This is a genomic window from Streptomyces sp. NBC_01224, from assembly GCF_036002945.1.
Lineage (GTDB): Bacteria > Actinomycetota > Actinomycetes > Streptomycetales > Streptomycetaceae > Streptomyces.
Window position 1 is genome coordinate 5,230,267 of record NZ_CP108529.1, and the last position, 25,936, is coordinate 5,256,202.

A 25,936-nucleotide genomic window follows, 5' to 3' on the forward strand; every position below is an offset into this window, starting at 1 on the left:
GGTGTGGGGCACGTTCCGTTGGTGGGTGTGCTGCTCGTGCGCCGATGATCTGGGTTCGGGCCTCGGAGCCGCGGTGCCCGGAATCCTGTGGCTGGTCACGGGCCTGCACCCCGGAGATGTGGGCTTCACTGTCGAGGTGCACGATGCCCCTGTCGCGGACCCGGTGTGGGAGGACGTCCATCGACGGCTGCCTTGCCGACCGGGCCAAGTCGGTCAGCTCGAAGAACCCTCGTCCATCGCGCCGACCAGCCTGACCTTGATCGACGTGACCTCGGGAGGCTTGCGCCGCCCGCGGCCGACGCTGAACACGTCAACGTGGTCGATCACCGTCGCCACGATGGCCCGGCGGCGCTCAAGGTTCTCGATGCCATCGTCCATCCAGATCGTCAGTGGGTCGGTCTCGGCGCGGGATCGACGGATGACCGTCGCGGCCTCGCGCGTACGCAGAGTTTGGAGTTCTTCACGGAGGTGAGCCAAGGAGTCGAAGTAGTCCTCATCCTCCATCTGCCCGTCCTTCCAACGGCTCCTAAGCGCACGGATACGCGTCTCCAACAGGCTGATCTCGCCCGTGAGTTCCTCGGCCGGCACTTCCTCCCGCTGGGGCATCCGTGCCCTGAGGGCCACTTCGACCACCTCGTTGAGCCGCTCCTCGATCCACACGTACTTGCGGCTGACCTTCCCGCAGCCAAGGCGGCCGTCCTTGCCCCTCTGGCCAGAGTGACAGAACGTCCGCCGGAACGTCCGCCCCTGGATGGTCGCCCACTGGACGCGCAGGGCGGACCCGCAATTCCCGCATCGTAGGAATCCGGAGTACAAGTGCTTCCTCTTGCCTGAGCCCTGCGCCGCCGGTGTGGCTCGACCGTCAAGCAGGGTCTGGACGTTCTCCCACTGCTCCCGAGTCAGCGGGGCGCCGTAGATGCTGTCCCCGATGTCCTGGCCCCTGTAGGTGATGATTCCGCCGGTCCGCTCGGAGCGGTACACGCGCTTCACGGACTGGATCGTCCAAGCGCCACCCTGCGGGGTCGTAGTTCCTTCGGAATTCCAGCAGCGAGCCACGTCACCAGGCGTCTTCGGGCTTCGATCCATCAGCATCCGATAGCCCTCGCGGATGAGCTCGGCCTCGGCTTCGTCCAGCTTCTGGAAGTGTGAACCCGTCTTGAAGCCGAACTGCCTCTTCCCGCCCGCGTGCGGTTTCCCCTGTTCCCTGCGCTGCAGAAGCGAGTTGTTGACCCGCTCCGACATGCGCTCGGTCTCCTGCTGAGCCACGGCACCCTTGATCGTCAGGATCATGCGTCCGTTGGCGGTCGATGTGTCCTCGCCCTCGGTCGTGGCGAATGCGAAACCGTGCTCCTTCTGCTCCTCCAGGAAGCTGGTCAGTTCGCCGATCCGGCGCGTCAGGCGGTCGATGGAGTAGACGACGATGCCGTCGATGAGGCCGTCGCGGGCGTCGCGGAGCATCTCCGTGTACTGGGAGCGGCGGCGCTTGCTCGTGGTCGACGCCGAGACGTCGTTCTCGGGGTAGAGCTTGAGGACGCCCCACCCCATGCGCTCGCACAGCTCCCGGCATGCCTTCTCTTGGCGCTGAATGCCCAGCTCCTGGCCCTTGCGGTCCTTGCTGATCCGGACGTAGATCCCTACACGCTTCGGCTTGGCCATGTCCCACCCCTGGTCACGGACGACGTACCTGCGCTCTGACCAACGTGCATACACGCAATCCGGTTACGGACGTGGAAGGTCAGGCGCTGGTCCCGTGATCGTCTGGGCCCGCGAGAAGATCCTCGACCTCGATGCGTACAACTCGGGCCCGGCCTCCCCGGTCGACGACGAGGTGCGCGAGGAGCCGGTGAGCGTCCCGGTCGCCGCGTAACGGCCACAGCTTCCGCCGGGCTCCGGCCGGCACCTCAGGGAGCGGTGGCCGAGGCGACGAAGAGGGGGAGGGCGAGGAACAGCCGCCCTGTCCGGGCGCGTGCGCGCTGGTCCGCGGTCCAGGCCGAGGCCTCCGCGGCGGTGAGGGCGCCCGTGTCCCTGGCCGCTTCCGCCAGTCCGGTGATCACCGGCAGCGCCGCGGCGTCCGTGAGGACTGCCGTACGCACCTGCGCTCCGACGTCCTCGAAGCCCGCGTCCAGCAGCAGATTCCGGTGGCGGCGGGCGGCCCGGGGGCTCGGTACCGTGTCGGCCTTCGCGTGCACGACGGTACGGGTGAGTGCGGGGTCGTCGGAGTCGATGACGAAGGTGTCCCAGTCCTGTCCGATCAGGACGGCCCGCCCGCCGGCGATCAGGACGCGTCGTGCCTCGCGCAGTGCGGCAGCGGGGTCGGCGAGGGCGTGCAGCACCTTGTCGGCGCGGTAGCCGTGCAGGGAGTGGTCGGGGAAGGGGAGGGCGTACGCGTCCGTTGTCCGGATGTCCGCGCCGGGGAGCCGCTCCCGGGCGACGGCGACCATCCGCGCGTCGAGATCCGCGCCGATGGCCCGGGCACCGAGCGCGGCCAGCTCGGCGACCGCGGTTCCGGTCCCGCAGCCGATGTCGACGACGGCGGTGCCCGCTCCTGCCCGGAGCAGTTCGTAGCTGTGGTGCCGGAGGGCGGCGGCGCCGGGGATCCGCTCGGCCGTGTCGAGGAGCGTGGCGAGAGGCGTGGCCCGGGAGGCCGGTACGGATGTGGTCGCGGGTGTGGTCCAGGGCTTGTCCATGGTCGGCAGGCTGCGACTTAATGTCGGCATGAAGTCAAGCGAGGCGGGGGCTCTGCTGGGCATCGGGGACGCGGCGGCGCGTTTCGGGCTGCCCACGCATGTGCTGCGGCACTGGGAGGCGGTGGGGCTCGTGACGCCCGCGCGGGACGGTGCGGGGAGACGGCGTTACGGTACGGACGACCTCACCCGGGTCGCGGTCGTCGTCCGGGCCAAGCAGGCGGGTCTCGGCCTGGATACGATCCGGGTCCTGGTCGCCGCCGCGGACCCCGCCGAGCGTCGGGCGGTGCTCGTCGGTGAGGCGGTGCGGCTGCGGACCCGTATCGCTGCCGCGCAGGCCTCGCTGGACCTGGTCGAGTGCGCGCTGGGCTGCGAGCACGACGACTTCACCCGGTGCCCGCACTACCGCACGCACGTGGCACTCGGGCTCTGAGCACCACGTGCGTGCGTGATGCGACGCGCCTCGCCCCGTCCAGGCCGGATCAGTGCTGGAACCCGACCTCGGGGTTGTCCGGTGTCGGGCCGTCCAGGAGCGGCTGGGGCGTGCCCCGCAGATGCAGATCGAAGAAGGCCGCGACATAGTCCCGGGTGATCCGCATCGAGCGTTCGCCGGAGAGCGGTGCCTCGGGGGCGACGATGCCCAACTGGCCTCCCAGTGCGGGGACATCGGTGAAGGTGAAGTGGCCGGATCCGGTGACGGTCAGCCAGCGCTTCCAGCCGTCCAGTCGCGCCCAGCCCTCGTCCCAGCTCTCGTCCTCACCGCCGGGATGGTGGTCGGAGGCGGTGCCGAGCATCAGGAACGGTCTGCCGTCGAGCCCGCCGGCGGGGACCGGGTCGAAGAAGGTGCCGTCCATGTCGACCCCGGCGCGCACGCGGTGGTCGGTGGCCATCGTCGAGGCGGTGGCGTTGCCGCCGATGGAATGGCCGGCCATGCCGATCCGGTCCGGGTCGATCACGCGGGCGTGACGCCAGGCCGGGTGACGGCCGGTCAGCCGGTCCAGTACGAAGGAGAGGTCCTCGGCCCGCCCCGTGGCCACGGCTGCGATCCCCGTCGTCGCGGTCTGTTCGCAGGCGGCGCAGGTGAGCAGGCGCCCGCCGGGGAAGGTGGTGCCGGTGGACTCGTAGGCGTGGTCGACCGTCGCGACGACGTATCCACGGCTGGCCAGGTCCTCGGCCAGGCCGGTCAGCGTTGTCCGTGGCGTGCCGAAGCCGGGGGAGAGCACCACCAGCGGGAACCGGCCGGGTGCCGGGCGGGCGGCCAGGCGCGCGTGGGTGAGTGTGGCGCTGACCGTGGTCGCGGGGACCACGTCCTCCAGACCGCGGGACGCCAGCATCAGCCGGGCTTCGTCCGTGGTCATATACGGCGCGGTCGTCGTGCCGCTGCCGGGCCGGGCCGGGTAGTGGACCGACACCATCAACTGCCGGGCGCCCGCCGCCGGGACCCAGGGGTCCGGTCGGCTCCGGTCGGTCAGATGCAGGGTGTCCCGGCCCGTTGCGTAGGGTCCGGTCGGCCGGGGGACTTCGAGTGACGGTCCGGTCGCGGCGTGCGCCGCAGAGGTCGCATCGGGACGGGTTCCGGGACCCGGGGCGGCTAAGGCGGTCGTGGGCGAGGCGAGCAGGACGGCCAGGGTGATCGCCGTGGCCGTGGCCCGGCTGCGAAGACTGATCATGGTGAAGACGCTACGGATCCGACTGTGCGGGAACATCGCGCGCAGGGGGGAACCGCTGTCCCACCACAGGGTGATCCCGGGCCCCGGGAGACATGACTTTCGGCGGGGCGCAACCGGCCACTCGGCGGCCGCGGAAGTCCTCTCCGTACGACGGGCAAGAGGCCTGCGCCGTACTCTTGCCGAGGAGTGGGGCAGCGGGGGCGGGAGGAAGTCGGACGTGGGTGCTGTGAAGAGCAAACGGATGCCGCGTGCCGTGCGCGAGCAGCAGATGATGGACGCCGCGGTACGGACGTTCGGGCAGCGCGGATACCGGGCCGCTTCGATGGACGAGATCGCGGAGCTGGCCGGGGTGTCCAAGCCGCTGGTCTATCTGTATCTGAATTCCAAGGAGGAGCTCTTCACCGCCTGCATCCAGCGCGAGGCGAAAGCGCTGGTCGCAGCAGTGCAGTCGGGGGTGGAGCCGGAGCTTCCGGCGGATCGGCAACTGTGGGCGGGGCTACGGGCATTCTTCACGCACACCGCGGAGAACCCGGACGGCTGGGCGGTACTGCACCGGCAGGCGCGTACGCACGGGGAGCCGTTCGCCACCGAGGTCATGGTGATGCGCGACGAGATCGTTGCGTTCGTGACGGGTCTGATCGGTGCGGCGGCCCGTGAGGCCCACCATGATCCGGCCCTGCCGGACCGCGATGTGGCGGGTCTGGCGCAGGCCCTCGTGGGGGCCGCGGAGTCGCTCGCCGGCTGGGCCAACGACACCCCGGGCGTCTCGGCGAAGGAAGCCGCGGCCACGCTGATGAACTTCGCCTGGGCGGGTCTGGGGAACCTCATGCACGGTCGCCCGTGGCTGCCGCCGAGCCAGTCCGCCGGTCAGAGGTAGCAGCGGCCGGTCACGGATCCGCTCCTCCACCGTCCCGCGTCGTCGATCCCGTGAGGTGGACCCGGCTGCCGCTGCGGAGCTGGAAGGCGGAGCCCGATCCGTCCGCCGCGTACGTCACCGTCGCCGGGAGCAGGACCGGTGCCTTGAATTCGGCGCGTACGGAACGGATCCGGCCCGGATCGGCGGCCTCGGCCAGGCAGCGGGCGACCGTCCACATGCCGTGCGCGATGGCCCTCGGGAAGCCGAACAGCCGGGCCGTCAGCGGGTACAGATGGATGGGGTTCCGGTCACCGGACGCCGCACCGTAGCGACGTCCCAGATCGCCGGGGAGCCGCCACTCGGCGACGGCGGGGAGCTCGGTGGCAGGGGCTGCGCCGACGGCGCTGGGAGCGACAGCGTTCGTGGCCGGGAGGCGGGACAGATAGCCGCTGCGCGAGTCCCAGACCAGCTCACCGCCCGAACGGGCCTCCGTCACCATGCTGACCTCGGTGCCACGGCGGTGCGGCGTCAACGTGTCCGCGTACACGGTCAGTTCGAGCGGATCCCTGACGGGTGCAGCCCGGTGCCGGGTGATCTCGATCCAGGTGTGGACCAGCCCGACGACCGGCAGCGGGAAGTTCCGCCCGGTCATCAGCCGCATCGCGAGGGGGAAGCCCAGCACATGGGGGTACGTCAGCGGCAGCGGGCCCGACTCGGGGAAGCCGCAGATCCTGCTGTACGAGGCGAGGGCACCGGGGGCGATGCGGACGTTTCCGGCCGTCAGCCGGTCGGCGGTGAGCGTGGCACCGGACCGGCCGGCGCGCTTGAACGGGGACGTGAGCGCGCCCCGTACGAGTGATGCCGTCAGGGTCCGGGAAGGGGCAGCAGTCGTCATCGGACGTCACGCCCCCAGCAGGCTCTGGCCGCAGACCCGCACGATCTGACCGTTGACGGCCGTCGACGCGGGCTGGGCGAACCAGGCGGTCGTCTCGGCGACATCGACCGGAAGGCCGCCCTGTGAGAGCGAGTTCATGCGACGGCCCGCCTCCCGGATGAGGAGGGGGACGGCCGCGGTCATCTTTGTCTCGATGAAGCCGGGGGCCACCGCGTTGACCGTGACACCGTGGTCGGCGGCGGCGCGCGGAGCCAGCGAACGGACCAGGCCGATGATGCCCGCCTTGCTCGCCGCGTAGTTGGTCTGGCCGTTGTTGCCCGCGATGCCGGCGATGGATGCGGTGGCGACGATCCGGCCCCCGCGGTTGACGGTGCCCGCCTCGAGCAGAGCGTCCGTGGTGCGCAGCACGCTGTCGAGGTTGATGTCGATGACCGAGTCCCAGCGGTCGCCCGGCATGTTGGCGAGCCGACGGTCGCGGGTGATGCCCGCGTTGTGGACGAGGACGTCGAGACCGCCGGGGGCCGCGGCGGCGATCCGTTCCGCGGCATCCGCCGCGGTGATGTCCAGCGGCAGCGCGGTGGCGCCGAGCCGGTCGGCGGTACGGGTCAGCTCGTCCTTTGCCCGCGGGATGTCGAGGCAGATGACCTGAGCGCCGTCCCGTGCCAGGACCGAGGCGACGGAGGCGCCGATGCCGCGCGCCGCACCGGTGACCAGCGCGATGCGCCCGGCGAGCGGTGCCGCCCAGTCGGCGACGGGATCGGGTGCGGCCGCGGTCAGCTCGATCACCTGACCACTGATGTACGCGGACCGGGGCGAGAGCAGGAAGCGGAGGGTGGACCCGGCCGAGGCGACGGCATCCGGCGCGATACGGAGCAACTGTGCGGTGGCGCCCCTGCCGATCTCCTTGCCCAGCGAGCGTACAAATCCTTCGAGGGCCTGCTGGGCGGCGGCCTGATGATGGTCGTCGGCCGACGGCCGCACCCCCACCACCACGATGCGCCCGCCCGGCGCCAGCGAGCGGACCACCGGGTGCAGGGCCGCATGGACATCGCCGAGCCCGCCGGGGGTGTCAACGGCCGTCGCATCCACCACAATCCCCGCAGGACGTTCGCCGCGCCCGGTGACTTCGAGTCCGGTCGCCGCGAGAAGTGCGTCGAGCTCCTGCGTGACAGCGGAGTCCCCGGCGGTGAGGTGCAGCAGCGGCCCGTCCAGCGACCGGGTCTCCAACGACCAGCGGCGCAACGGGGCGGGCTGCGGCAGGCCGAGCCTCCGGGTCAGAAAACGGCCGGGTGCTGTGCCGGTGAAGTGCAGATAGTGGTCGGCCATTGTCCGGACTCCCTGCTCGGTCGTAGATTTACTCAAGAGTAAGGTTACTCAAGAGTCAGGAGTTGGTCGAGATGATCCCCTCGCACTCCCACAGCCCCGCAGGGTCGCGGTCATCGGCGGCAGCCGCATTCCGTTCGCGCGCTCCGACGGCCCTTACGCACAGGCCTCCAACCAGCAGCTGCTCACCGCCGCGCTGGGCGGCCTGGTCGAGCGGTTCGGACTCCAGGGGCAGCGGGTCGGCGAGTTCGTCGCGGGCGCGGTCCTCAAGCACAGCCGCGACTTCAATCTGGCCCGCGAGACCGTACTCGGCTCGGCACTCGACCCGCGCACCCCCGCGTACGACATCCAGCAGGCCTGCGGTACGGGCCTCCAGGCCGTCATCGCCGCCGCCGGCAAAATCATGCTCGGTGCGATCGACTCGGCAATCGCGGGCGGGATGGACACCACGAGCGACGCTCCCCTCGGCGTCAACGACGAGCTGCGCAAACTGCTGCTCACCGCCCGACGGGCAAAATCAGCAGGGCCCAGGATCAAGGCACTTGCGGGGGTACGTCCCCGGCACCTTGTTCCGGACATCCCGCGCAACGCCGAACCCCGCACCGGCCTCTCGATGGGCGACCACGCGGCGATCACCGCCCGCCGCTGGGGCGTCACCCGTGAGGACCGGGACCTCCTCGCGGCCACCAGCCACCAGCGCCTCGCGGCCGCGTACGAACGCGGCTTCCTGGACGACCTCGTCGTCCCGTTCCGGGACCTGACCCGCGACCAGAACCTGCGCCCGGGCTCCACGGTCGAGAAACTCGCCACGCTGGAGCCGGTGTTCGGCACCGACCACCCCGGCGCGACGATGACCGCGGGCAATTCCACCCCGCTCACGGACGGCGCCGCGACCGTACTGCTGGCGAGCGAGGACTGGGCCCGGGCCCACGACCTGGAACCGCTCGCGTACCTGTCTCTGTACGAGACAGCCGCCGTCGACTACGTGGGTGATGAGGAGGGACTGCTGATGGCGCCCGCGTACGCCGTACCGCGGATGCTGGAGCGTGCCGGGCTGGGTATCGAGGACTTCGATCTCTTCGAGATCCACGAAGCCTTCGCCTCCCAGGTGCTTGCCACCCTGGCCGCCTGGGAGAAGCAGGGCCTCGCCCCCGTCGACCGGGACAAGCTCAACATCACCGGCTCATCACTCGCCACCGGCCACCCGTTCGCCGCAACGGGCGCCAGAATCGTCGCCACCCTCGCCGAACTCCTCGCCGAACGCGACGCCCCGTCCGGGGGCCTGATCTCGATCTGCGCAGCCGGCGGCCAGGGCGTCACAGCCATTCTCGAACGCCCGTGACGCACCGAACCGGACAGGCGCCAAAATCCGGCCCGTCCGGCGATTGAGGACGAACCGGCCGCCGGACGGACCCGGCAAGCGGCGGCACATCGTCACCGAGGCCGGACCTGTTCCGCGCCTCTCCCGGTTTCCCCTCAGCCGTCCCGCGCGCCTGTCATGCGGTCTTCGGGCGGGCAAAGGTGGCGGGTGCCGAGCGGCGGGAGCGTGCGGCGACAAGGTCGGCCGCGAACTTACGGTTGCTGATGGTCTGTTCGCGGTAGTCGGCCGGCAGGTCGGGCAACGCGAGGAGACGATCGCAGGAAGCCAGTGATCCGCGCGCGTCGCCGGTCCAGTAGGACGTGATGGAGTGCTCGAAGAGCAGGCCCCAGCTGTAGATCCAGGGCTCCATGAACAGCCAGTCCTCGGGGACAGGGCGATTGAGACCGGCGACGGCGACTGCGTTGGCCGCTTGATAGCGTCCCATCTTCCTTAGCCGGCAGGTCAGTTCGTAGCAGGCCTCCAACCGCTGCGGCCGGCTCTCCCATGCACGGGTGAGAGCGTCCATGCCGCCGGGCCAGTCACCGGAGTCGGCCTTGAGCACTCCCACTTGCAGCAGGGCGTAGTACACCTCCTCGTCCCATCCGCCCATGTCGGCCCGACGTTCGTACGCCGCGATCGCTTCTCGGGTCTCACCCATGTCACGGAGAGTCTGCGCGAGGTAGAAGACCGTGCGGGGATTGTCCGGGTTGCGCTTGAGGTCTTCGCGCAGCAGGCGGGCGTCCCGGGTGAACTTGTCCCCGCGCGAGCCGCCGTCGGCGAAATGCTCGATGCTGAGGGCCGAGAGATCGGCAACAGTGTGCTGCTGGGCGGTGGTCAGAAATTCGTGGGTCGCACCCTCGTAGCGCCATGGGATGTCTCCCTTGACCAGCCGGGGGATGCGGTATTCGAGGGCGCCGAGATGCCGCAACATGTAGGAGTCGGCACTCAGTTCGGACAGTTCGGACAGTGAGCCCTCCCGCCGGACGGCCATGTCGGCGTCGATGAGCAGGAGATAGTCGGCCTTGCCGCGTGCGCGCTGAATGTTCAGGGTGCGGTTGTGGCCGAAGTTGGCCCAGAGGTCCTCGTGGAGTTCCCCCGGGATCCCCTTCATCGTGGCGCGGATCAGCTCCTGTGTTCCGTCACGGGAGCCGGTGTCGGAGATGACCCATGTGTCCACCAGGTCGCGTACGGAGTTCAGGCATCGTTCGATGACCTTCGCCTCGTCCTTGACGATCATGCACAGGCAGATCGACGGCTTGCGATGCAGGGCGGATGGCCGTTCTTCGGTAGGACGGTCGATCAGATTTGTCATATACATCTCCCGATCTGACTTCTATGGAGTAACGCTCCATGGCGAATTGGTGCGGTGTACGGGATCGGCCGATCCGGTCACCGAGGAAATTGACGCTAGTGCGCCGGAATCCGGTGGCCGCGACGCGACACGGAATTCTCGACGGTGCTCAGGTGGCCGGGGGAAATGGCCAACGAGCCTAACTAATATGCGAATAGGGGCAGATGGTCGAAGCTTTACTCACTCACAAGGGGAGCTGTCAGCACCCAGACGGTAGATCATCGGCGTGGCGCATATGCCCTTGCCCTGTTGCGGCTGTCACAGTCACGGCTCCGATCCACGCAGACCCGGTAAGGAATCCGAAGATGCACAAATCGAGAAGCTGGGACATTCTGTCCCGTTCAACCCTGGGTGCCATGTCGCTGGGTGTGACCCTGACGCTGTGCCCCATGGACATCGCTCACGGAGCACCGAACCCCACGGGTTCGCAGGCGGCCAACCGATTGATGGCCGGCCGGGTGGCGGCCAGCGTGTCCGGGACGGTCACCTCCCAGACCTCTCAGAACATCCGTAGCGGTCCCACGACCCAGTCGCAGATCGTGGGCAACGTGCCGTCCGGCGGCGCGGTTTCCATCGCCTGCAAGGTGGTCGGCCAGAACGTCGACGGGAACTCGTTCTGGTACCTGCTGTCCAACGGCAGTGGCTGGATGAGCGCCCGCTACATCTCGACGCAGACCACAGTGCCGTTCTGTGACGACTACCCGGGCTCGGGCGACACCGGCCCGACGGGGCCCATGGGTCCGACGGGTCCGGCGGGTTCCAACGGTGCGACCGGGCCGGCTGGTCCGACGGGTGCGACGGGTCTGCCGGGTACCAACGGTGCCACCGGTGCCACGGGTCCGGCGGGTGCCAATGGCACTAACGGTACTAACGGTGCCACCGGTGCCACGGGTCCGGCGGGTGCCAATGGCACTAACGGTACTAACGGTGCCACCGGTGCTACTGGGCCTGCTGGTCCGACGGGTGCGACGGGTCTGCAGGGCGCCACCGGTGCCACCGGTGCGTCCGGTGCTGTTGGTGCTCACGGTCCGACCGGTGCGACCGGTCCGACGGGTGCGACGGGTCTGCAGGGCGCCACCGGTGCTACCGGTGCGTCCGGTGCTAACGGCGCTAACGGCGCCACGGGTGCTACTGGGCCTGCTGGTGCGACGGGTGCGACGGGTGCGACGGGTCTGCAGGGCGCCACCGGTGCTACCGGTGCGTCCGGTGCTAACGGCGCTAACGGCGCCACGGGTGCTACTGGGCCTGCTGGTGCGACGGGTGCGACGGGTGCGACGGGTCTGCAGGGCGCCACCGGTGCCACCGGTGCGTCCGGTGCTAACGGTGCTACTGGCCCGACGGGTCCCGCAGGTGCCAATGGCGCTAACGGTGCCACCGGTGCTACTGGGCCTGCTGGTGCGACGGGTGCGACGGGTCTGCAGGGTGCCACCGGTGCTAACGGTGCTAACGGTGCCACGGGTGCTACTGGGCCTGCTGGTGCGACGGGTGCCACAGGTGCGACGGGTGCCTCCGGTACCAATGGTGCCGATGGTGCTACTGGTCCTGCGGGTCCGACGGGTGCGACGGGTGCCTCCGGTACCAATGGTGCCGATGGTGCTACTGGTCCTGCGGGTCCGACGGGTGCGACGGGTGCCTCCGGTACCAATGGTGCCGATGGTGCTACTGGTCCTGCGGGTCCGACGGGTGCGACGGGTGCCTCCGGTACCAATGGTGCCGATGGTGCTACTGGTCCTGCGGGTCCGACGGGTGCGACGGGTGCCTCCGGTACCAACGGTGCGGACGGTGCTACCGGTCCTGCGGGTCCGACGGGTGCGACGGGTCCGGCCGGCACCAATGGCACCAACGGTGCCACCGGTGCCACCGGTGCCACCGGCCCGACGGGACCTGTTGGCCCGTCCGTGCAGGCCAACAGCAACGCCACGTCTGTGCCCGCTGGGGGTAGCACCACGGACATCGTGGCCGTGTGCCCTGCCGGAACCGTGCTGACCGGGGGAGGTGCCGTGAGCCAGCTGCAGAACCCGGACATCATCTGGACCGCGAGTTACCCGGACACCGCCACCAACACCTGGCACGTCTCCGCATACAACAATGGCGCCACCGCGCAGACCGTCCAGTCGTACGCGGTCTGCATTCCTGGCACCGTCGGTCCGTGACGTAACTAGTTCCAAGGGGAATGGACGGGAACCCGCGCAAGGTTCGGGACAGTCCCTGTGATCGCTGCCGCAGCAGATGAAGGGTCTTCTGCTGCGGCAGCTCCATGTCGTCTCCGTCGAGTTCCGCAGCCCCCGAGTTCCCATCCGGTGCGACCGCACCGGCGCACGCCGGCCGCACTTCTCCGAAGCGGTCGGCTCGGGTCTCGGGGGCTGTCGGGTCTATTGGGGCAGCTGAACTTCCGGCACTCTTGGGTCCGTTCAACCCGGATTGCTGTCCCCCGTACCCCCGGTACTCCACTCGGATTCGACTCGGAGGTTGACCGCGCATGCGCTCGATACGCATCGTCCTGCTGGGCCTGGTGGCCCTCGTCGCAGGACTGCTGACCGCGACCCCCGCCGCCGCGGCACCGAACTTCAAGGCGCCGTTCCCCTGCGGCCAGACCTGGACCTACAGTCATCACTCGGCGGAAGTAAGACAGGCCCTCGACTTCGTCCGCACCGACGGCGGCGCCACCGCCGGCACTCCCGTCCTCGCCTCGTCCGGCGGGACGGCTCACCGCTACTCCCAGCCCAGCGGTGCGGGCAACTACATCGCCATCGACCACGGTGGCGGCTGGCAGACCTACTACTTCCACCTCGCCTCGTACTCCGTCGCCGACGGCGCCTCCGTCTCCCAGGGCCGGCAGATCGGCGTCACCGGCTCCACCGGGAACAGCAGCGGCGCCCACATCCACTACGAGCAGCTGTACAACGGCGTCGGTCAGACCATCGCGATCAACGGCCAGTCACTCGCCCCGTACCCTGGCTCGTACTACAGCAAGTACCTGACCAGCGACAACGGCTGTGGAGGTGGCGGTGGCGGCACGTACTGGGTCGACACCTTCGCCGACGCCACGGGCTACGCGGCGGCCGGCACGGGCGACGCGCAGGGCGTCCTCAACGCGGGCACGAACTATGTCTACTGCAAGGTGTGGGGCGCCCAGGTCGGCTCCGGCTCCAGCTACAACCACTGGTGGCTGAAGACGGACCTGGACACGGTGTACGCGGGCAAGAACGGGCGCGGCGCGTATGTCTCGGCGTACTACCTGTCGCGCTGGGGCAACGACGAGGCGAGAGACAACAACGGGACGGTGATCCCGGACTGCTGACCGGCACGCCCGGCCGATGCCACTCCCGTCCACGGGTCGAGGACGGACGGGAATGGCGTCCGGCGTCGCGGCCGCATGTGAAGGAGACGGCTGCTCCTTCACATGCGTGCCGCAGTCCGATGCCGCAAGCCCCCCGTCAGAAGCGGCAGTGTCCGCTACGCCTTGCTGTTGTAGTGCGTGATGTCCCAGTGGCTGCCTTCCCGCGCGTAGACGTTGCCGGCGGGGGACTTGTACAGAGCGGCCCCGTCGCTACGCTTCCCCGCCTTGGCGAACTTGCCTGTGATGTAGGTGTTGACGCACGAGATCTTGGTGGAAATATCCGTCTTGTACCCGTTGCGATGGCTGTAGGTGCCGGGGCTGTGGCCCTTCTCGGTGCCGCCGGTGACGATCACCTTGCAGCCGCTGGCCTTCTTGAAGGCGATCGTGCCCGCGATGGTCGCCTTGTTGATCTGGGTGAACGACGTACACGACTTCTTGTTCCAGTCGGAGCAGTTGCCGCTGGATGTCCAGGTGATGCCCGCCTTCTTCAACTGGGCGGCGGCGTCCGCGTGCCGCGCGTACTTCGCCGGTGCGGCCTGCGCGGTACCGGCCACCAACAGGACCGAAGCGGTAGCGGCGATCACCGTGCGGGCGGACAGAAGTCTCATGCGCTTCAAGATGTGCTCCTTGTCTGTCTTGCGAGTTCGAACGCTGCTCGGCTGTGCTGCTTCCGAGCGCGGGAAGCCTGCCCAGGGGCGAACGACCTGCGTATCCACCCTTCAGGTGAAAGGGACGTGTCGAAGTGGACGTCGTCCCGCCTGGCGCCGGCTTCCGGTAACCTCTGCCGGCCGTTCTCCGCGTCAGTGAGGTCAGTACGCTCCACGCCTGGGCGAAGCGGCAGGCGGTGACCTCGGCCGGGTGGCGACGCGTACGTGGGTGGAGAAGGTCCTTGCGCCCGGGGAGCGGATCGAGGGCGCGGAGCGGCTGCGCGGCGGATGGACCTCGCAGATGCGACGGCTGGACGTGGGGGCGGACCGATCTGACGCCCGAGGTGCTCACGGCGCGCCTGGAGGGCAATGTGGAGTGCCTGCTCGACCGGTTCGCCTGATCGGCGGTCATCGCCACAGCGCCCCGACGTGACGTCGCTGTCGGGTAGTCGGCGGTCCTTCCGGCGATGCGTCGGATGGTCCGAAGGAAAACGACCCTCCGGTTTCGTACGCAGGGTCAAACGCGGCGTGTCCCGGGGTAAAGCGGCGGTCATGTCTGTATAGATATACGCGTCTTCACGAAGAGGGCGGTTCTTCGTGTCCTGTGTGGCACGAGTGCCGTCGCCTTTTCCGCAAGTGAGCGCTGCGCGTGGTGTTTCAGTATTCGTCGCATCAGTGAATTGCTGAATCGCCGATCCGCATGCCCCTGATTCGTCCACCGGTCTCGGTGACTCCCGGTCCCGGTGGCGCCGGATTCCGCATCACCTGAGACGGCGTTGTTCAACGCCTATTCCATAAACGGAATTACCGAATCGCCGATTTGGTGCATCGGCGATGCGGCGGACGCCGATTCACGAATAAGCGAATCATTGGCGAGGAGATGCTGTGCGTTATGGAAGTGCGTTGAGGGAAGAAGTCGGATCTCCGGGAACGGCTCCTCTCATGGGTATTTGCGAAATGTATTCGGTGTCCTTCGCGGCCCGGCACTACGACGGATTCTTCGTGTCCGGATTCGGCTTCGCCGCCTCCCGCTACGGGCTCCCCGGCATCGGCTTCATCACCTGGCCGGACATGGTCGCCTTCGTCGAGAGCGATGCCGGCGATGGTGCCACCCGTCCGACGGGCTCATCGGCGCCGGACGCCGCTGGTTGACCCGGTCGGCAGGCCGCCCGGGTGTGTGGCGGGCGGCCTGCCGGTTCGCGCCCGCCTCTTGTCTGATGTGACGCCAGGTACGACGATGGCCCCCGCACGCGTCAGGTGACGATGCGTCAGATTCCCTCGGGAAGGAGGCCGTCCGGTGCCGATACTGCCCACCGGGCCGCTGTCGTACGGGATGCAGCTGCCGATCCAGTCGCAGAGCACCATCTACGCGGAGGGGTGGGAGGCCGCGGCCACCCCCGCGGATCTCGCCGAGATCGCCCGCACCGCCGACCGTACCGGCTTCGCCTACCTCGCGAGCTGCGACCATGTCGCGATTCCGCGGCGGCTCGCCGGGGTCATGAGCACCGTCTGGTACGACCCGGTCGCCACTCTCGCCTTTCTCGCCGGGATCACCGAGCGGGTCCTGCTGATGAGCCATGTCGCCGTCGTCGGCCTGCGGCACCCGCTGGCCACCGCCAAGCAGTACGCCACCCTCGACCACCTCTGCGGCGGCCGGCTGATCCTCGGGGTCGGGGCCGGGCACGTACCGGAGGAGTTCCGGGCGCTCGGGGCGGACTTCGAGGGGCGGGGCGGGGTCCTCGACGAGACCATCGACGCACTGAAGGCGGCGCTCGGTCCCGAGGAGTACCCGGAGTTCGCGGGGGAACGGTTCTCCTTCGCCGGGCTCGGCCAGCTGCCGCGCCCGGCCCAGGAACGGGTGCCGGTCTGGGTGGGCGGCTCCTCGCCCGCCGCCGTGAGCCGGGCCGCGGTGCGGGGGGACGGCTGGCTGCCGCAGGGTGATCCACGGGAGAAGCTGCCGGCACAGATCACCAGGCTGAAGGAGCTGCGCGAGGCGGCCGGGATCGAGGCCCCGATCGTCATCGGCGCGATCACCGAGCCGCTGTACGTCGGTGAGCCGGAGTGGTCCGTCGGGCGGCGAGCCCTCACCGGAAAGCCGGAGGTCCTCGCCGAGTCGCTGCGCGAGTACGGGGCCATGGGCGTCCACCAGATCCAGGTGCGGTTCCGCAGTCGGAGCCGTAGCGAACTGACCGACCAGATGGCGGCGTTCGCCGCCGAGGTCGCACCCCATCTCGACAGGTAGGAGTCAGGCCATGGGCAAGCTGGACGGGCGGGTCGTGCTGATCAGCGGTGCGGCGCGCGGGCAGGGTGAGCAGGAGGCGCGGCTCTTCGCCGCGGAGGGTGCGCGGGTGGTGATCGCCGATGTGCTCGACGAGCAGGGCGAGGCGCTGGCCAAGGAGCTGGGGGAGGGCGTCGCCCGGTTCGTTCATCTGGATGTGAGCCGGGAGGACGAGTGGCAGGCCGCCGTCGCCGCCGCGAAGGACACCTTCGGAAGGATCGACGGACTGGTCAACAACGCGGGGATTCTCCGCTTCAACGAGCTGGTGACCACACCGCTGGAGGAGTTCCAGCAGGTGGTGCAGGTCAACCAGGTGGGCGCGTTCCTCGGGATCAAGAACGTCGCGCCCGAGATCGAGGCCGCGGGCGGCGGGACCATCGTCAACACCGCCTCGTACACGGGGCTCACGGGCATGGCGTTCGTGGGCGCGTACGCCGCCACCAAGCATGCGGTGCTCGGGCTGACCAAGGTGGCGGCGGTGGAGCTGGCCGCGAAGGGGATACGGGTCAACGCCGTCTGCCCCGGGGTCGTGGACACCGCGATGACCAACCCGGCGGCGCTGGACCCGACCGCGGACCCGGAGGAGTCCAGGGCGGCGGTGGCCGAGCTGTACCGCAAGCTCGTACCGCTGGGGCGGATCGGGCAGCCGGAGGAGGTGGCGGCGCTGGCGCTCTTCCTGACCTCGGACGACTCCTCGTACATCACCGGGCAGCCGTTCGTCATCGATGGGGGCTGGCTGGCCGGCGTCAGCCTGTTCTGAGTTGTTCTGACGATGCGTCAGGTATTGACGGGTGTGGGTGCCGGTGGAACAGTCGGACGCATCGCAATCTGACGATGTGTCAGAAATGAATGAGGACGGTGAACCCCCTTGGAATTCGGGCTCTTTGTACAGGGGTACGTGCCCGCCGCACGGGCCAAGGCCGACCCCGGGGCAGAGCACAAGGCGCTGATCGAGGAGACCGAGTACGTCATCCAGGCGGACAAGTCCGGCTTCAAGTACGCCTGGGCCTCCGAACACCACTTCCTGGAGGAGTACTCGCATCTCTCGGCCAACGATGTGTACCTGGGCTACCTCGCACACGCCACCGACCGTATCCACCTCGGATCCGGCATCTTCAACCCGCTCGCACCCGTCAACCACCCGGTGAAGGTGGCCGAGAAGGTCGCCATGCTCGACCACCTCTCCGAGGGCCGCTTCGAATTCGGCTCCGGGCGCGGGGCCGGCAGCCACGAGATCCTGGGCTTCATGCCGGGCATCACCGACATGAACCACACCAAGGAACTCTGGGAAGAGACCATCGCCGAGTTCCCCAAGATGTGGCTCCAGGACGAGTACGTGGGCTTCCAGGGCAAGCACTGGTCGCTGCCGCCGCGCAAGATCCTGCCCAAGCCGTACGGGAAGTCGCACCCGGCGATGTGGTACGCGGCCGGATCACCGTCCTCCTACGCGATGGCGGGCAGGAAGGGGCTCGGCGTGCTGGGCTTCAGCGTGCAGAAGGTCTCCGACATGGAGTGGGTCGTCGAGTCCTACAAGACGGCCGTCAAGGAGGCCGAACCCGTCGGCGACTTCGTCAACGACAACGTCATGGTCACCTCCACCGCCATCTGCGCCGAGACGCACGCGAAGGCCGTCGAGATCGCGGTGGGCGGCGGGCTGAACTATCTGCAGTCGCTGCTGTTCCGCTACCACGACACGTTCCCCCGGCCCGAGGGCATCCCGGAGTGGCCCGAGCTGCTGCCGGAGTACTCCGAGGAGATCATCGAGCTGCTGATCGCCGAGGAGCTGATGATCTGCGGTGATCCGGACGAGGTGCTGCGGCAGTGCAAGCGGTGGGAGCAGGCGGGGGCGGATCAGCTGAGCTTCGGGCTGCCGATCGGGATGAGCCGCGAGGACACGCTGAACTCGATCAGGCTGATCGGTGAGCACGTGATCCCGGAGATCGACACGGACCCGGTGCACCGGACCTCGCGGTTCCGGGGGGCGGCGGGGGCGTAGGGGGGCGCAGGGGTGGGGCGGGGTGCGGGTTCGGTGCGCCTGCGGCGGGCGTTGCCCCCGACCCGCCCCTTCCCGAAACCGGGGCTCCGCCCCGGACCCCGCGCCTCAAGCGCCGGCGGGGCTGAATTTGGCTCCGTCCCGGACCCCGCGCCTCAAGCGTTGGCGGGGCTGATTTCACCCCGCCTGAAACACCGGCGGGGCCGAGAACAGCGGCGTCTTCCCGGACCGCCGCTCCGTGGAGCCGGGGTGCGTACCGCGGCCGTGCGCACCCCGGCTGCACACCCATGTACCCGCGGCGGGAAACACAGAAGGGAACCCCCGTCATGCTCGACCACCTCATCCGCGGAGCGACCGTCGTGGACGGCACCGGCGGACCCTCGTACCCCGCTGACATCGGTATCCGCGACGGCCGCATAGCCGTCATCGCCGAACCGGGCACGCTCGCCGAGGAAGCCGTCACCACCGAGGACGCCACCGGCCTCGTCCTCGCCCCCGGCTTCGTCGACCCCCACACCCACTACGACGCCCAGCTCTTCTGGGACCCGTACGCCACACCCTCCATGAACCACGGCGTCACCACCGTCGCCGGAGGCAACTGCGGATTCACCCTCGCCCCGCTCCACCCCGGACGCCCCGAGGACGCCGACTACACCCGCCGCATGATGTCGCGGGTGGAGGGCATGGCCCTCAAGGCACTGGAGGAGGGCGTCGACTGGAGCTGGTCCAGCTTCCGCGAATACCTCGACGCCCTTGAAGGACGGGTCGCCGTCAACGCCGGGTTCATGGTCGGCCACTGTGCCCTGCGCAGACACGTCATGGGCGCCGACGCGATCGGCGGGCAGCCCACCCCCGAACAGCTCGACGCCATGCTCGCGCTGTTCCACGACGCGATGGACGCCGGAGCCTGGGGGCTGTCCACCACCCAGTCCTCCACCCACTCCGACGGCGACGGACAGCCCGTCGCCTCCCGGCACGCGCTTCCCGAGGAGCTCCTCGCCCTCTCCCGCGCCGTCGGCGAACACGAAGGCACCCAGCTCGAAGCGATCGTCGCGGGCTGCCTCGACCAGTTCTCCGACGAAGAGATCGAACTCCTCGTCGACATGACCGCCACCGCGGGCCGCCCACTGAACTGGAACGTCCTCACCATCGACGCCGCCGTCCCCGAACGCGTACCCCGCCAGCTCGTCCCCAGCGAACGGGCCCGCCGGGCCGGCGGCCGGATCGTCGCACTCACCATGCCGATCCTCACCCCCATGAACATGTCGCTCGGCACCTTCTGCGCCCTCAACCTCATCCCCGGCTGGGGCGACATCCTCGCCCTCCCCGTCCCCGAACGCATCGAACGGCTCCGCGACGCAGGCACCCGCGCCGAAATGCTCCGCCGCGCCGACAGCAAGGAGGCCGGCGTCTTCCGCCGCCTCGCCGACTTCGGCCGGTACGTCATCGGGGACACGTACAGCGCGGCCAACGAAGGACTGAGCGGCCGCGTCGTGGGCGACATAGCCGTCGAACGCGGGCAGGACCCCTTCCACTGCCTCGTCGAGATCTGCGCCGACGACGAGCTGCGCACGGTTCTGTGGCCCATGCCCACCGACAACGACCCCGACTCCTGGGCGCTGCGACGGCAGACCTGGGAGCACGAGGACGTCATGCTCGGCGGCTCCGACGCGGGCGCGCACCTGGACCGGATGTGCGGCGCCCCGTACACCACCCGCTTCCTCGGCGACTGCCTGCGCCGACGCAAACTCCTCCCCCTCGAACAGGCCGTCAAGATGCTCACGGACGACCCCGCCCGGCTCTTCGGGCTCCGCGACCGCGGCCGCATCGAGGAGGGCTTCCACGCCGACCTCGTCCTCTTCGACCCCGAACGCATCGACGCCGGGCCCGCCACCCTCGTACACGATCTGCCCGGCGACAGCCCCCGTCTCGATTCCAAGGCCATCGGCATCGTGTCCGTCCGCGTCAACGGCGTGGAGACCCTGCGCGACGACAAGGTGACCGGCGCGGTCCCCGGTACGGTGCTCCGCTCCGGCCGCGACACCCGGACGGTGAGCACCGTATGAGCGACAGGAACCGGCGCCTCTTCATCGGCGGCGAGTGGACCGAACCCGACCACGGCCACTACGAGGTGATCAACCCGGCCACCGAGGAGGTCGTCGGCCTCGCCCCCGAGGCGAGCCGCGAGCAGGTGTACGCGGCGGCGGCCGCGGCCCGCGAGGCCTTCGCCACCTGGTCCCGCACCCGCCCCGAGGAACGCGCCGCGATCCTCGACCGCGCCGCCGACCTGATGCAGCGCGACCTCACCGGCAATGCCGCACTCGCCCAGGCGGAGAGCGGCGCCACCACGTCAACGGCCAGGACCATGCAGGCCGCCGTCGGCGCCGCCCGCTTCCGCCGGTACGCCAGGGGCGCCCTGGAACCGGTCGAGGAGCCGATCGCACCACAGATCAACGAGGCCGGGCCGATGGGGCGGGCCGGTGTGTTCGGGGCGCTCGCCGTACGCCGGCCGGTCGGCGTCGTCACCTGCATCACCTCGTACAACAACCCCTGGGCCAACCCGGCCGGCAAGGTCGCCCCCGCACTCGCCATGGGCAACACGGTCGTCGTGAAACCCGCGCCGCAGGACCCGCTCTCCGTCTACCGGATGGCCGAGGCGCTCGAAGAGGCGGGCGTTCCGGCGGGCGTCGTCAATGTCGTCACCGCATCGGGCCCCGGGGCGGGCGAGGCCGCCGTCGACTCACCGGACATCGACATGGTCAGCTTCACCGGCTCCACGGCCGTCGGGCAGCGCATCGCAGAGGTGTGCGGGCGTTCCATGAAACGGCAGTTGATGGAGCTGGGCGGGAAGGGGGCCGCCGTCGTCCTCGACGACGCGGACCTCGACTCCGCGGTGGCGGGCATCGGCACCACGTTCTCCTTCTACAGCGGCCAGATCTGTACGGCCCCGACCCGCGTCCTCGTACAGCGCGCAGCCCACGACGCCCTGATCGAGAAACTCATCGCGTACGCGGGTCACCTGAAGGTGGGCGCCCCGACGGACCGGGGCACGGTCGTCGGCCCGGTCATCTCCGCCGCCCACCGCGACCGCATCGAGTCGTACATCGAACTCGGCCGGAAGGAAGGGGCGAGGATCGTCACGGGCGGCGAACGTCCGGCCGGACTCGACCGGGGCTTCTACGTCGCCCCCACCCTCCTCGCCGACTGCACCAACGACATGCGCGTCGTCCGCGAGGAGATCTTCGGCCCCGTAGTCGTGGTCGTCCCCTTCGACGACGAGGACGAGGGCATCGCACTCGCCAACGACAGTGACTACGGACTGATCGACTACGTCTGGTCCTCGGACGTGGCACGCGCCTTCCGGGTGGCCCGGCAGCTGCGCGCCGGCGGGGTCGGCGTGAACACCATCGGGCGGAACATGGAGGCCCCGTTCGGCGGGTTCAAGAAGAGCGGTGTCGGGCGCGATGTCGGCTCGTACGCCCTGCACGCATACAGCGAACTCCAGGCGATCGTCTGGCCGGGCTGAACCGGCACACCCCGTGGGTGTCCGCTGAGCGGACACCCACGGGAAAATTTTGAACCACCACAAAACGGACGGTGCTGCGATTCTCGTACGGCGCTGTGATCGAGCGTTGACCTCTCATCAGTAGGTCGTGCTCATCGATTGCCTTCAATTAATTTCTGCTTGTCCGTTCTGTCACCCGAAATTCAAGGATGAGGTTCCGGAGTCTCGGCCTCCGAATGTGGATATCGCAGCGCATAACGTCCTCTCCATGACACAGCTGGACGCGCGGCCGCAGGCCGGAGACCCGGTACGGGGCACCGCCCCGGCCGACGGCGGTGTACGCGGCAAGGGTCTGGGCGGGAACTCCGTCGGCCTGATGGGCAGCGCCGTGATCGGCATCTCCACCGTCGCCCCCGTCTACTGCCTCACCTCCACCCTCGGCTCCACCGCGGGCGAGGTCGGCGTGCAGATGCCCGCCGTCTTCCTGGCCGGCTTCCTGCCGATGCTGCTCGTCGCATTCGCGTACCGCGAACTCAACAAGGTCATGCCTGACTGCGGTACTTCCTTCACCTGGACGGTGAAGGCATTCGGCCCGCGCGTCGGCTGGATGTGCGGCTGGGGCCTGGTCATCGCGACGATCATCGTCCTGTCGAACCTGGCGGGCGTCGCCACCTCGTACTTCTGGCTCCTCGCGGGCGAGATCACGGGCAGCGGTTCGATCGCCGCCCTGGACGACAGCAAGCCCGTCCACATCCTCACCTGCCTGATCCTGATCGCGATCGCCACGGCGATCAGCTACCGGGGGATGACGGCCACCAAGGGCATCCAGTACGCCCTGGTGGGCCTTCAGCTCGTCGTCCTCGCGCTGTTCGTGGCGATGGCCGTGCAGAAGGCGAACAGTGGGGGGTTCGCCTCGTCGGTGGACTTCTCCTGGTCCTGGCTGAACCCGTTCGCGGTCCAGTCGTTCGCGGCGTTCACGGCGGGTCTGTCGTTGTCGATCTTCATGTTCTGGGGATGGGACACCTGTCTGACCGCCAACGAGGAGACCATCGGCAGCGAGAAGACCCCCGGGCGCGCCGCCCTCATCGCGATGGTCGTGCTCGTCGGCTCCTACCTGGCGACCGCCGTCGCCGCCCAGATGGCCGTCGGCTCCGGCGACTCCGGTCTCGGCCTCGCCAACCCGGACACCTCCGACAACGTCTTCGCCGCACTCGCCGGCCCGGTCATGGGCCCGGGCCTTGGCGTCCTGCTCTTCATCGCCGTGCTCGCCTCCGCCGCCGCGAGCCTGCAGACCACCTTCATCCCGGTGGCCCGCACGGTCCTGGCGATGTCCACGTACGAGGCCCTGCCCGCCTCGTACGCCCGCGTCCACCCGCGCTTCAGGACCCCGGGGAAGGCCACCGTCACGGCGGGTGTGGCGACCGGCGTCTTCTACACGGTCATGACCCTGGTCAGCGAGCACGTCCTGGTCGACACGATCTACGCGCTCGGCCTGATGATCTGCTTCTACTACGCGCTGACGGCGTTCGCCTGCGCCTGGTACTTCCGCGCCGACCTGACCCGCTCCGTCCGCGACCTGGTCTTCAAGGGCCTCTTCCCGGCCGTCGGCGGCATCCTGCTCACCGCGGTCTTCGGCAAGACCCTCTACGACATGTGGGATCCGGCGTACGGCTCCGGCTCGTCGGTCTTCGGGGTCGGCTCGGTGTTCGTGATCGGTGTCGGGCTGCTGCTGCTCGGTGTGGTGCTGATGCTGGTGATGCAGCGCCGCAGCCCGGCGTTCTTCCGCGGCGAGGTGCTGACGAAGGAGACTCCGGCGCTGGTCGTGGAGGACTGACGGCCAGGGCTTTTGGCTGACACCCGGACAAGCTGCGGACCGTGCGTACGGCTACCCGCCCACGCGGGCTGCCAGCCGGCTCAGGACCCGGCGGCCTGCGCGGGACACGCCGAGTGGGATCAGGGCCGCGCGGCCCGGGAGGCGTACCCCTCCCGTGAAGGCGACCAGGGTGTGGCCGGATGCGGTGGGAGACGGGGTGGCCGCCATGCCGATCAGGACGAAGCGGCTCTGGAGCCAGAGCCAGCCGGGGCGGCGCACGCCGTGGAAGCGGGCGTGCATGCCGTAACGGCTGCGGGCCACGGCCTCGACGCGGTCGCCGTCCGCGCGGGTGAGCCTCAGACGGCGCATGTCGGGGACCAGCCGGGACAGTTCGCCGTCGATGTCGGCCAGCAGCGGGTGGACGGTGGTGTAGGGGGCGGGGATCTCGCGGGTGGTGACGCGGGCGCCGCGGACGCCCGCCGCGAGGGCGTGCAGACGGCGGACCGGGTCGAGTTCCGGGGTGGTGGGCCACTGCGGGCGGGGGGGTTTCGGTCATGACGTCCATGCCTTCCGGGAGGAGTCCCGGGAGGACGGTGGCGACGGCCGCGGCCGCGGTGGTGGCGGTGGGTGTGCGCCGGGTGAGGTTCATGGGTGCTCCTCTGCGGGGCGGATGGTGGTGACGGGTTGCGTCACCCCACAGAGGAGCCGGGTCGCCGATTCGTTCCGACGAGTTGGCGTTCGGGTTGGACCGGAGCCGCGACCGCCAGCGCCTCCAGCGCCGCTCGCAGCGTCTCACCGACGAACTCAGGCCTACGGGCCGGGGCGGTGGGACGTTCCCTCAGGCCCGCGCTGCGACGTCGTCCACGACGTGCTTGTCCAGCGCGGCGCGCACCAGGGCCGCCGCGAGCACGGCGGGCCCGCGGTCGTCGGCCTCCTCGGCTTGCTCAGCCTGCTCCGCGAGCCGTGCGAGCTTCGCCGGCGAGGCGGGAAGCCCCAGCTTCTCGGCGCCCTGGAGAGCCTTTCCGTCCAGGAACGGTGCCGTCTCCGGCCACACGGCCTGCACCTCGCGTACGAAGATGTCCGCACCGGCCGGGCCCATGCCCGGGGTTCTGCGCAGCCCGGACCGCAGCACGTCCAGGTCGCCGTCGGCCTCCTTGCGCAGCCGCCGCAGATCGCCCCCGTACTCGACCAGAAGGAGCTCTGCCCCGTCGCCGAGCTGGGTGGCGGTCCGTTCGTCGTAGCGCCGGTAGCCGCCCTCGCCCAGCGCGTCGACACGCTGCTGCCATGTCGACCCGATCATCCGGTCCGGGGAGCGCATGCCGTGGGCGAACAGCGCGCGTGCCGCCGCCACCGCCACGGACGCCCGGATGCGGGCGCTCAACAGATCGCTGAGCACGAGGAGTTGGTACAGGGGCTGTGGTGTGTTCCGCAGCCGGATGCCGGCCTCGGCGGCGTAGGTGGTGCCGTAGCGGCTGAGAAGGATCTCCACGGTCCTGCGGGCGGTCACGAAGGTCCGCCTCCTTCCTCGGCGGCGACCTGCTGCAGGGTGCGCCCCGTACGGGCCGAACGCGCCCGGTACGGGTCCGGTGTGTCCGGCCCGTCATGGGTGGCGCGCCCGTCCTTGGCCTTGATCAGCAGCCATATCTCCTCGCCCGGGGCGTCGTCCGCACCGCCTCCCTTGAAGCGGGTGAGGGCGAACTCGCCGTGCAGCTTGGTGCCGTCGAGCCAGAAGGTCGCGTGCCCGTCCTCCAGGGACTGTTCGAACGGCACGGGCGCGCCCCAGCGGTCGTGGCTGAGCGGCCGGTAGGTGCCCTGGTCCCAGACGATCACCGTGCCGCCGCCGGACTTGCCCTTCGCGATGACTCCCTCGAACGTGCGGTACTCCAGCGGATGGTCCTCCGTGGGGACGGCCAGCCGCCTCTCGCGCGGGTTCTCCGAAGGTCCGCGCGGCACCGCCCATGACTTCAGGACGCCGCCGACCTCCAGCCGGAAGTCGAAGTGCATGCGCCGCGCCTGGTGGATCTGTACGACGAAACAGGGCGCCGCACTCGTCCGCCCGCCGTCGCCGCGTGGCTCCGCGGTCGCGTCGAAGTGCCGTTCGCTGCGGTAGTCCCGGAGCCGGTCGTCGTTTCCGCCGGTCATATCCATCCGGACACCTCCTCCGGCAGGCCCGCCCGGTGCCCCCCTTCCACTGTGACGCTCCCGGCCGTGAAGCGCACAG

General features: G+C 69.5%; 21 protein-coding genes and 4 pseudogenes. 15 read left to right on the plus strand and 10 right to left on the minus strand.

The window, feature by feature from the left end; translation table 11 throughout:
* Positions 1-213: 213 nt before the first annotated feature.
* Positions 214-1,656, minus strand: coding sequence for a recombinase family protein (locus tag OG609_RS23435; RefSeq protein WP_327274616.1), 1,443 nt, complete (start codon positions 1,654-1,656; stop codon positions 214-216).
* A 65-nt stretch (positions 1,657-1,721) separates the two neighbouring features.
* On the opposite strand from OG609_RS23435, the pseudogene OG609_RS46255 reads away from it, so the two are divergent.
* Positions 1,722-1,867 (plus strand): annotated as a pseudogene (locus OG609_RS46255) (dicarboxylate/amino acid:cation symporter); the annotation flags it as partial.
* Between the two features lie 34 nt (positions 1,868-1,901).
* Here the strand turns inward: OG609_RS46255 and OG609_RS23440 are convergent.
* Complete coding sequence (locus OG609_RS23440; protein WP_327274617.1) at positions 1,902-2,687, minus strand: methyltransferase domain-containing protein; 786 nt, start codon at positions 2,685-2,687, stop codon at positions 1,902-1,904.
* A 28-nt stretch (positions 2,688-2,715) separates the two neighbouring features.
* Here OG609_RS23440 and OG609_RS23445 point away from each other — a divergent pair, with 28 nt between their 5' ends.
* A complete protein-coding gene (locus OG609_RS23445) occupies positions 2,716-3,117 on the plus strand; it encodes a helix-turn-helix domain-containing protein (protein WP_327274618.1) in 402 nt (133 codons plus the stop codon).
* A 49-nt stretch (positions 3,118-3,166) separates the two neighbouring features.
* Here the strand turns inward: OG609_RS23445 and OG609_RS23450 are convergent, their stop codons facing one another.
* Positions 3,167-4,354, minus strand: a complete 1,188-nt coding sequence (locus tag OG609_RS23450) for an alpha/beta hydrolase family protein (RefSeq protein ID WP_327274619.1) — start codon at positions 4,352-4,354, stop codon at positions 3,167-3,169.
* A 241-nt stretch (positions 4,355-4,595) separates the two neighbouring features.
* On the opposite strand from OG609_RS23450, the gene OG609_RS23455 reads away from it, so the two are divergent.
* Positions 4,596-5,231: a TetR/AcrR family transcriptional regulator gene (locus OG609_RS23455; RefSeq protein WP_327278151.1), complete on the plus strand. Its 636-nt coding sequence runs from the start codon at positions 4,596-4,598 to the stop codon at positions 5,229-5,231.
* Positions 5,232-5,241: 10 nt separating this feature from the next.
* Here the strand turns inward: OG609_RS23455 and OG609_RS23460 are convergent, their stop codons facing one another.
* Complete coding sequence (locus tag OG609_RS23460; RefSeq protein ID WP_327274620.1) at positions 5,242-6,105, minus strand: MaoC/PaaZ C-terminal domain-containing protein; 864 nt, start codon at positions 6,103-6,105, stop codon at positions 5,242-5,244.
* A gap of 6 nt (positions 6,106-6,111) precedes the next feature.
* Positions 6,112-7,431: a 3-oxoacyl-ACP reductase gene (locus tag OG609_RS23465; protein ID WP_327274621.1), complete on the minus strand. Its 1,320-nt coding sequence runs from the start codon at positions 7,429-7,431 to the stop codon at positions 6,112-6,114.
* A gap of 112 nt (positions 7,432-7,543) precedes the next feature.
* Between OG609_RS23465 and OG609_RS23470 the strand changes: the two genes are divergently transcribed.
* Positions 7,544-8,770, plus strand: coding sequence for an acetyl-CoA C-acetyltransferase (locus OG609_RS23470; RefSeq protein WP_327278152.1), 1,227 nt, complete (start codon positions 7,544-7,546; stop codon positions 8,768-8,770).
* A 154-nt stretch (positions 8,771-8,924) separates the two neighbouring features.
* On the opposite strand, the gene OG609_RS23475 is transcribed toward OG609_RS23470, so the two are convergent.
* Positions 8,925-10,100, minus strand: a complete 1,176-nt coding sequence (locus tag OG609_RS23475) for a glycosyltransferase (protein ID WP_327274622.1) — start codon at positions 10,098-10,100, stop codon at positions 8,925-8,927.
* A 485-nt stretch (positions 10,101-10,585) separates the two neighbouring features.
* On the opposite strand from OG609_RS23475, the pseudogene OG609_RS46260 reads away from it, so the two are divergent.
* The 3 genes and pseudogenes from OG609_RS46260 to OG609_RS23490 form a co-directional block, all read left to right on the plus strand.
* Positions 10,586-10,747 (plus strand): annotated as a pseudogene (locus tag OG609_RS46260) (SH3 domain-containing protein); the annotation flags it as partial.
* A 1,392-nt stretch (positions 10,748-12,139) separates the two neighbouring features.
* Entirely contained in the window at positions 12,140-12,292 is a 153-nt protein-coding gene (locus OG609_RS23485; protein ID WP_176740255.1) for a hypothetical protein, read from the plus strand.
* Positions 12,293-12,618: 326 nt separating this feature from the next.
* Positions 12,619-13,440, plus strand: coding sequence for a M23 family metallopeptidase (locus tag OG609_RS23490; RefSeq protein ID WP_327274624.1), 822 nt, complete (start codon positions 12,619-12,621; stop codon positions 13,438-13,440).
* Between the two features lie 155 nt (positions 13,441-13,595).
* Here OG609_RS23490 and OG609_RS23495 read toward each other — a convergent pair whose 3' ends face one another.
* Positions 13,596-14,087: a hypothetical protein gene (locus OG609_RS23495; RefSeq protein ID WP_327274625.1), complete on the minus strand. Its 492-nt coding sequence runs from the start codon at positions 14,085-14,087 to the stop codon at positions 13,596-13,598.
* 217 nt (positions 14,088-14,304) lie between these two features.
* On the opposite strand from OG609_RS23495, the pseudogene OG609_RS23500 reads away from it, so the two are divergent.
* From OG609_RS23500 to OG609_RS23535, 8 genes and pseudogenes are all read left to right on the plus strand, one after another.
* A pseudogene (locus OG609_RS23500) lies at positions 14,305-14,445 on the plus strand (aminoglycoside phosphotransferase family protein); the annotation flags it as partial.
* Between the two features lie 566 nt (positions 14,446-15,011).
* Positions 15,012-15,215: pseudogene (locus tag OG609_RS23505) on the plus strand (isocitrate lyase/PEP mutase family protein); the annotation flags it as partial.
* Positions 15,216-15,423: 208 nt separating this feature from the next.
* Positions 15,424-16,368, plus strand: coding sequence for a TIGR03619 family F420-dependent LLM class oxidoreductase (locus tag OG609_RS23510; RefSeq protein ID WP_327274626.1), 945 nt, complete (start codon positions 15,424-15,426; stop codon positions 16,366-16,368).
* Between the two features lie 10 nt (positions 16,369-16,378).
* Positions 16,379-17,164, plus strand: a complete 786-nt coding sequence (locus OG609_RS23515) for an SDR family NAD(P)-dependent oxidoreductase (protein WP_327274627.1) — start codon at positions 16,379-16,381, stop codon at positions 17,162-17,164.
* A 108-nt stretch (positions 17,165-17,272) separates the two neighbouring features.
* Positions 17,273-18,400, plus strand: coding sequence for an LLM class flavin-dependent oxidoreductase (locus OG609_RS23520; RefSeq protein WP_327274628.1), 1,128 nt, complete (start codon positions 17,273-17,275; stop codon positions 18,398-18,400).
* A gap of 323 nt (positions 18,401-18,723) precedes the next feature.
* Entirely contained in the window at positions 18,724-20,463 is a 1,740-nt protein-coding gene (locus tag OG609_RS23525; protein ID WP_327274629.1) for an N-acyl-D-amino-acid deacylase family protein, read from the plus strand.
* Positions 20,460-21,923 carry an aldehyde dehydrogenase family protein gene (locus tag OG609_RS23530; RefSeq protein ID WP_327274630.1) on the plus strand — a complete coding sequence of 488 codons (1,464 nt, stop codon included), beginning with the start codon at positions 20,460-20,462 and terminating at the stop codon, positions 21,921-21,923. The genes OG609_RS23525 and OG609_RS23530 overlap by 4 nt, the downstream gene beginning before the upstream one ends.
* A gap of 247 nt (positions 21,924-22,170) precedes the next feature.
* A complete protein-coding gene (locus OG609_RS23535) occupies positions 22,171-23,736 on the plus strand; it encodes an APC family permease (RefSeq protein ID WP_327274631.1) in 1,566 nt (521 codons plus the stop codon).
* A 51-nt stretch (positions 23,737-23,787) separates the two neighbouring features.
* Here OG609_RS23535 and OG609_RS23540 read toward each other — a convergent pair whose 3' ends face one another.
* From OG609_RS23540 to OG609_RS23550, 3 genes are all read right to left on the minus strand, one after another.
* Positions 23,788-24,084 carry a hypothetical protein gene (locus OG609_RS23540; protein WP_327274632.1) on the minus strand — a complete coding sequence of 99 codons (297 nt, stop codon included), beginning with the start codon at positions 24,082-24,084 and terminating at the stop codon, positions 23,788-23,790.
* A gap of 469 nt (positions 24,085-24,553) precedes the next feature.
* Positions 24,554-25,222: an endonuclease gene (locus OG609_RS23545; RefSeq protein ID WP_327274633.1), complete on the minus strand. Its 669-nt coding sequence runs from the start codon at positions 25,220-25,222 to the stop codon at positions 24,554-24,556.
* Positions 25,219-25,863: a DNA polymerase ligase N-terminal domain-containing protein gene (locus OG609_RS23550; RefSeq protein ID WP_327274634.1), complete on the minus strand. Its 645-nt coding sequence runs from the start codon at positions 25,861-25,863 to the stop codon at positions 25,219-25,221. Before OG609_RS23550 ends, OG609_RS23545 begins: the two co-directional genes overlap by 4 nt.
* Positions 25,864-25,936 lie beyond the last annotated feature (73 nt).

Excerpts from the sequence above, each read along its gene's own strand:
- OG609_RS23455 (WP_327278151.1), top strand. The coding sequence starts at position 4,596 with ATGCCGCGTGCCGTGCGCGAGCAGCAGATGATGGACGCCGCGGTACGG.
- OG609_RS23460 (WP_327274620.1), bottom strand. The coding sequence starts at position 6,105 with ATGACGACTGCTGCCCCTTCCCGGACCCTGACGGCATCACTCGTACGG.
- OG609_RS23465 (WP_327274621.1), bottom strand. The coding sequence starts at position 7,431 with ATGGCCGACCACTATCTGCACTTCACCGGCACAGCACCCGGCCGTTTT.
- OG609_RS23475 (WP_327274622.1), bottom strand. The coding sequence starts at position 10,100 with ATGACAAATCTGATCGACCGTCCTACCGAAGAACGGCCATCCGCCCTG.
- OG609_RS23435 (WP_327274616.1), bottom strand. The coding sequence starts at position 1,656 with ATGGCCAAGCCGAAGCGTGTAGGGATCTACGTCCGGATCAGCAAGGAC.
- OG609_RS23445 (WP_327274618.1), top strand. The coding sequence starts at position 2,716 with ATGAAGTCAAGCGAGGCGGGGGCTCTGCTGGGCATCGGGGACGCGGCG.
- OG609_RS23525 (WP_327274629.1), top strand. The coding sequence starts at position 18,724 with ATGCTCGACCACCTCATCCGCGGAGCGACCGTCGTGGACGGCACCGGC.
- OG609_RS23530 (WP_327274630.1), top strand. The coding sequence starts at position 20,460 with ATGAGCGACAGGAACCGGCGCCTCTTCATCGGCGGCGAGTGGACCGAA.
- OG609_RS23490 (WP_327274624.1), top strand. The coding sequence starts at position 12,619 with ATGCGCTCGATACGCATCGTCCTGCTGGGCCTGGTGGCCCTCGTCGCA.
- OG609_RS23440 (WP_327274617.1), bottom strand. The coding sequence starts at position 2,687 with ATGGACAAGCCCTGGACCACACCCGCGACCACATCCGTACCGGCCTCC.
- OG609_RS23550 (WP_327274634.1), bottom strand. The coding sequence starts at position 25,863 with ATGGATATGACCGGCGGAAACGACGACCGGCTCCGGGACTACCGCAGC.
- OG609_RS23515 (WP_327274627.1), top strand. The coding sequence starts at position 16,379 with ATGGGCAAGCTGGACGGGCGGGTCGTGCTGATCAGCGGTGCGGCGCGC.
- OG609_RS23495 (WP_327274625.1), bottom strand. The coding sequence starts at position 14,087 with ATGAGACTTCTGTCCGCCCGCACGGTGATCGCCGCTACCGCTTCGGTC.
- OG609_RS23535 (WP_327274631.1), top strand. The coding sequence starts at position 22,171 with ATGACACAGCTGGACGCGCGGCCGCAGGCCGGAGACCCGGTACGGGGC.
- OG609_RS23450 (WP_327274619.1), bottom strand. The coding sequence starts at position 4,354 with ATGATCAGTCTTCGCAGCCGGGCCACGGCCACGGCGATCACCCTGGCC.
- OG609_RS23540 (WP_327274632.1), bottom strand. The coding sequence starts at position 24,084 with ATGCGCCGTCTGAGGCTCACCCGCGCGGACGGCGACCGCGTCGAGGCC.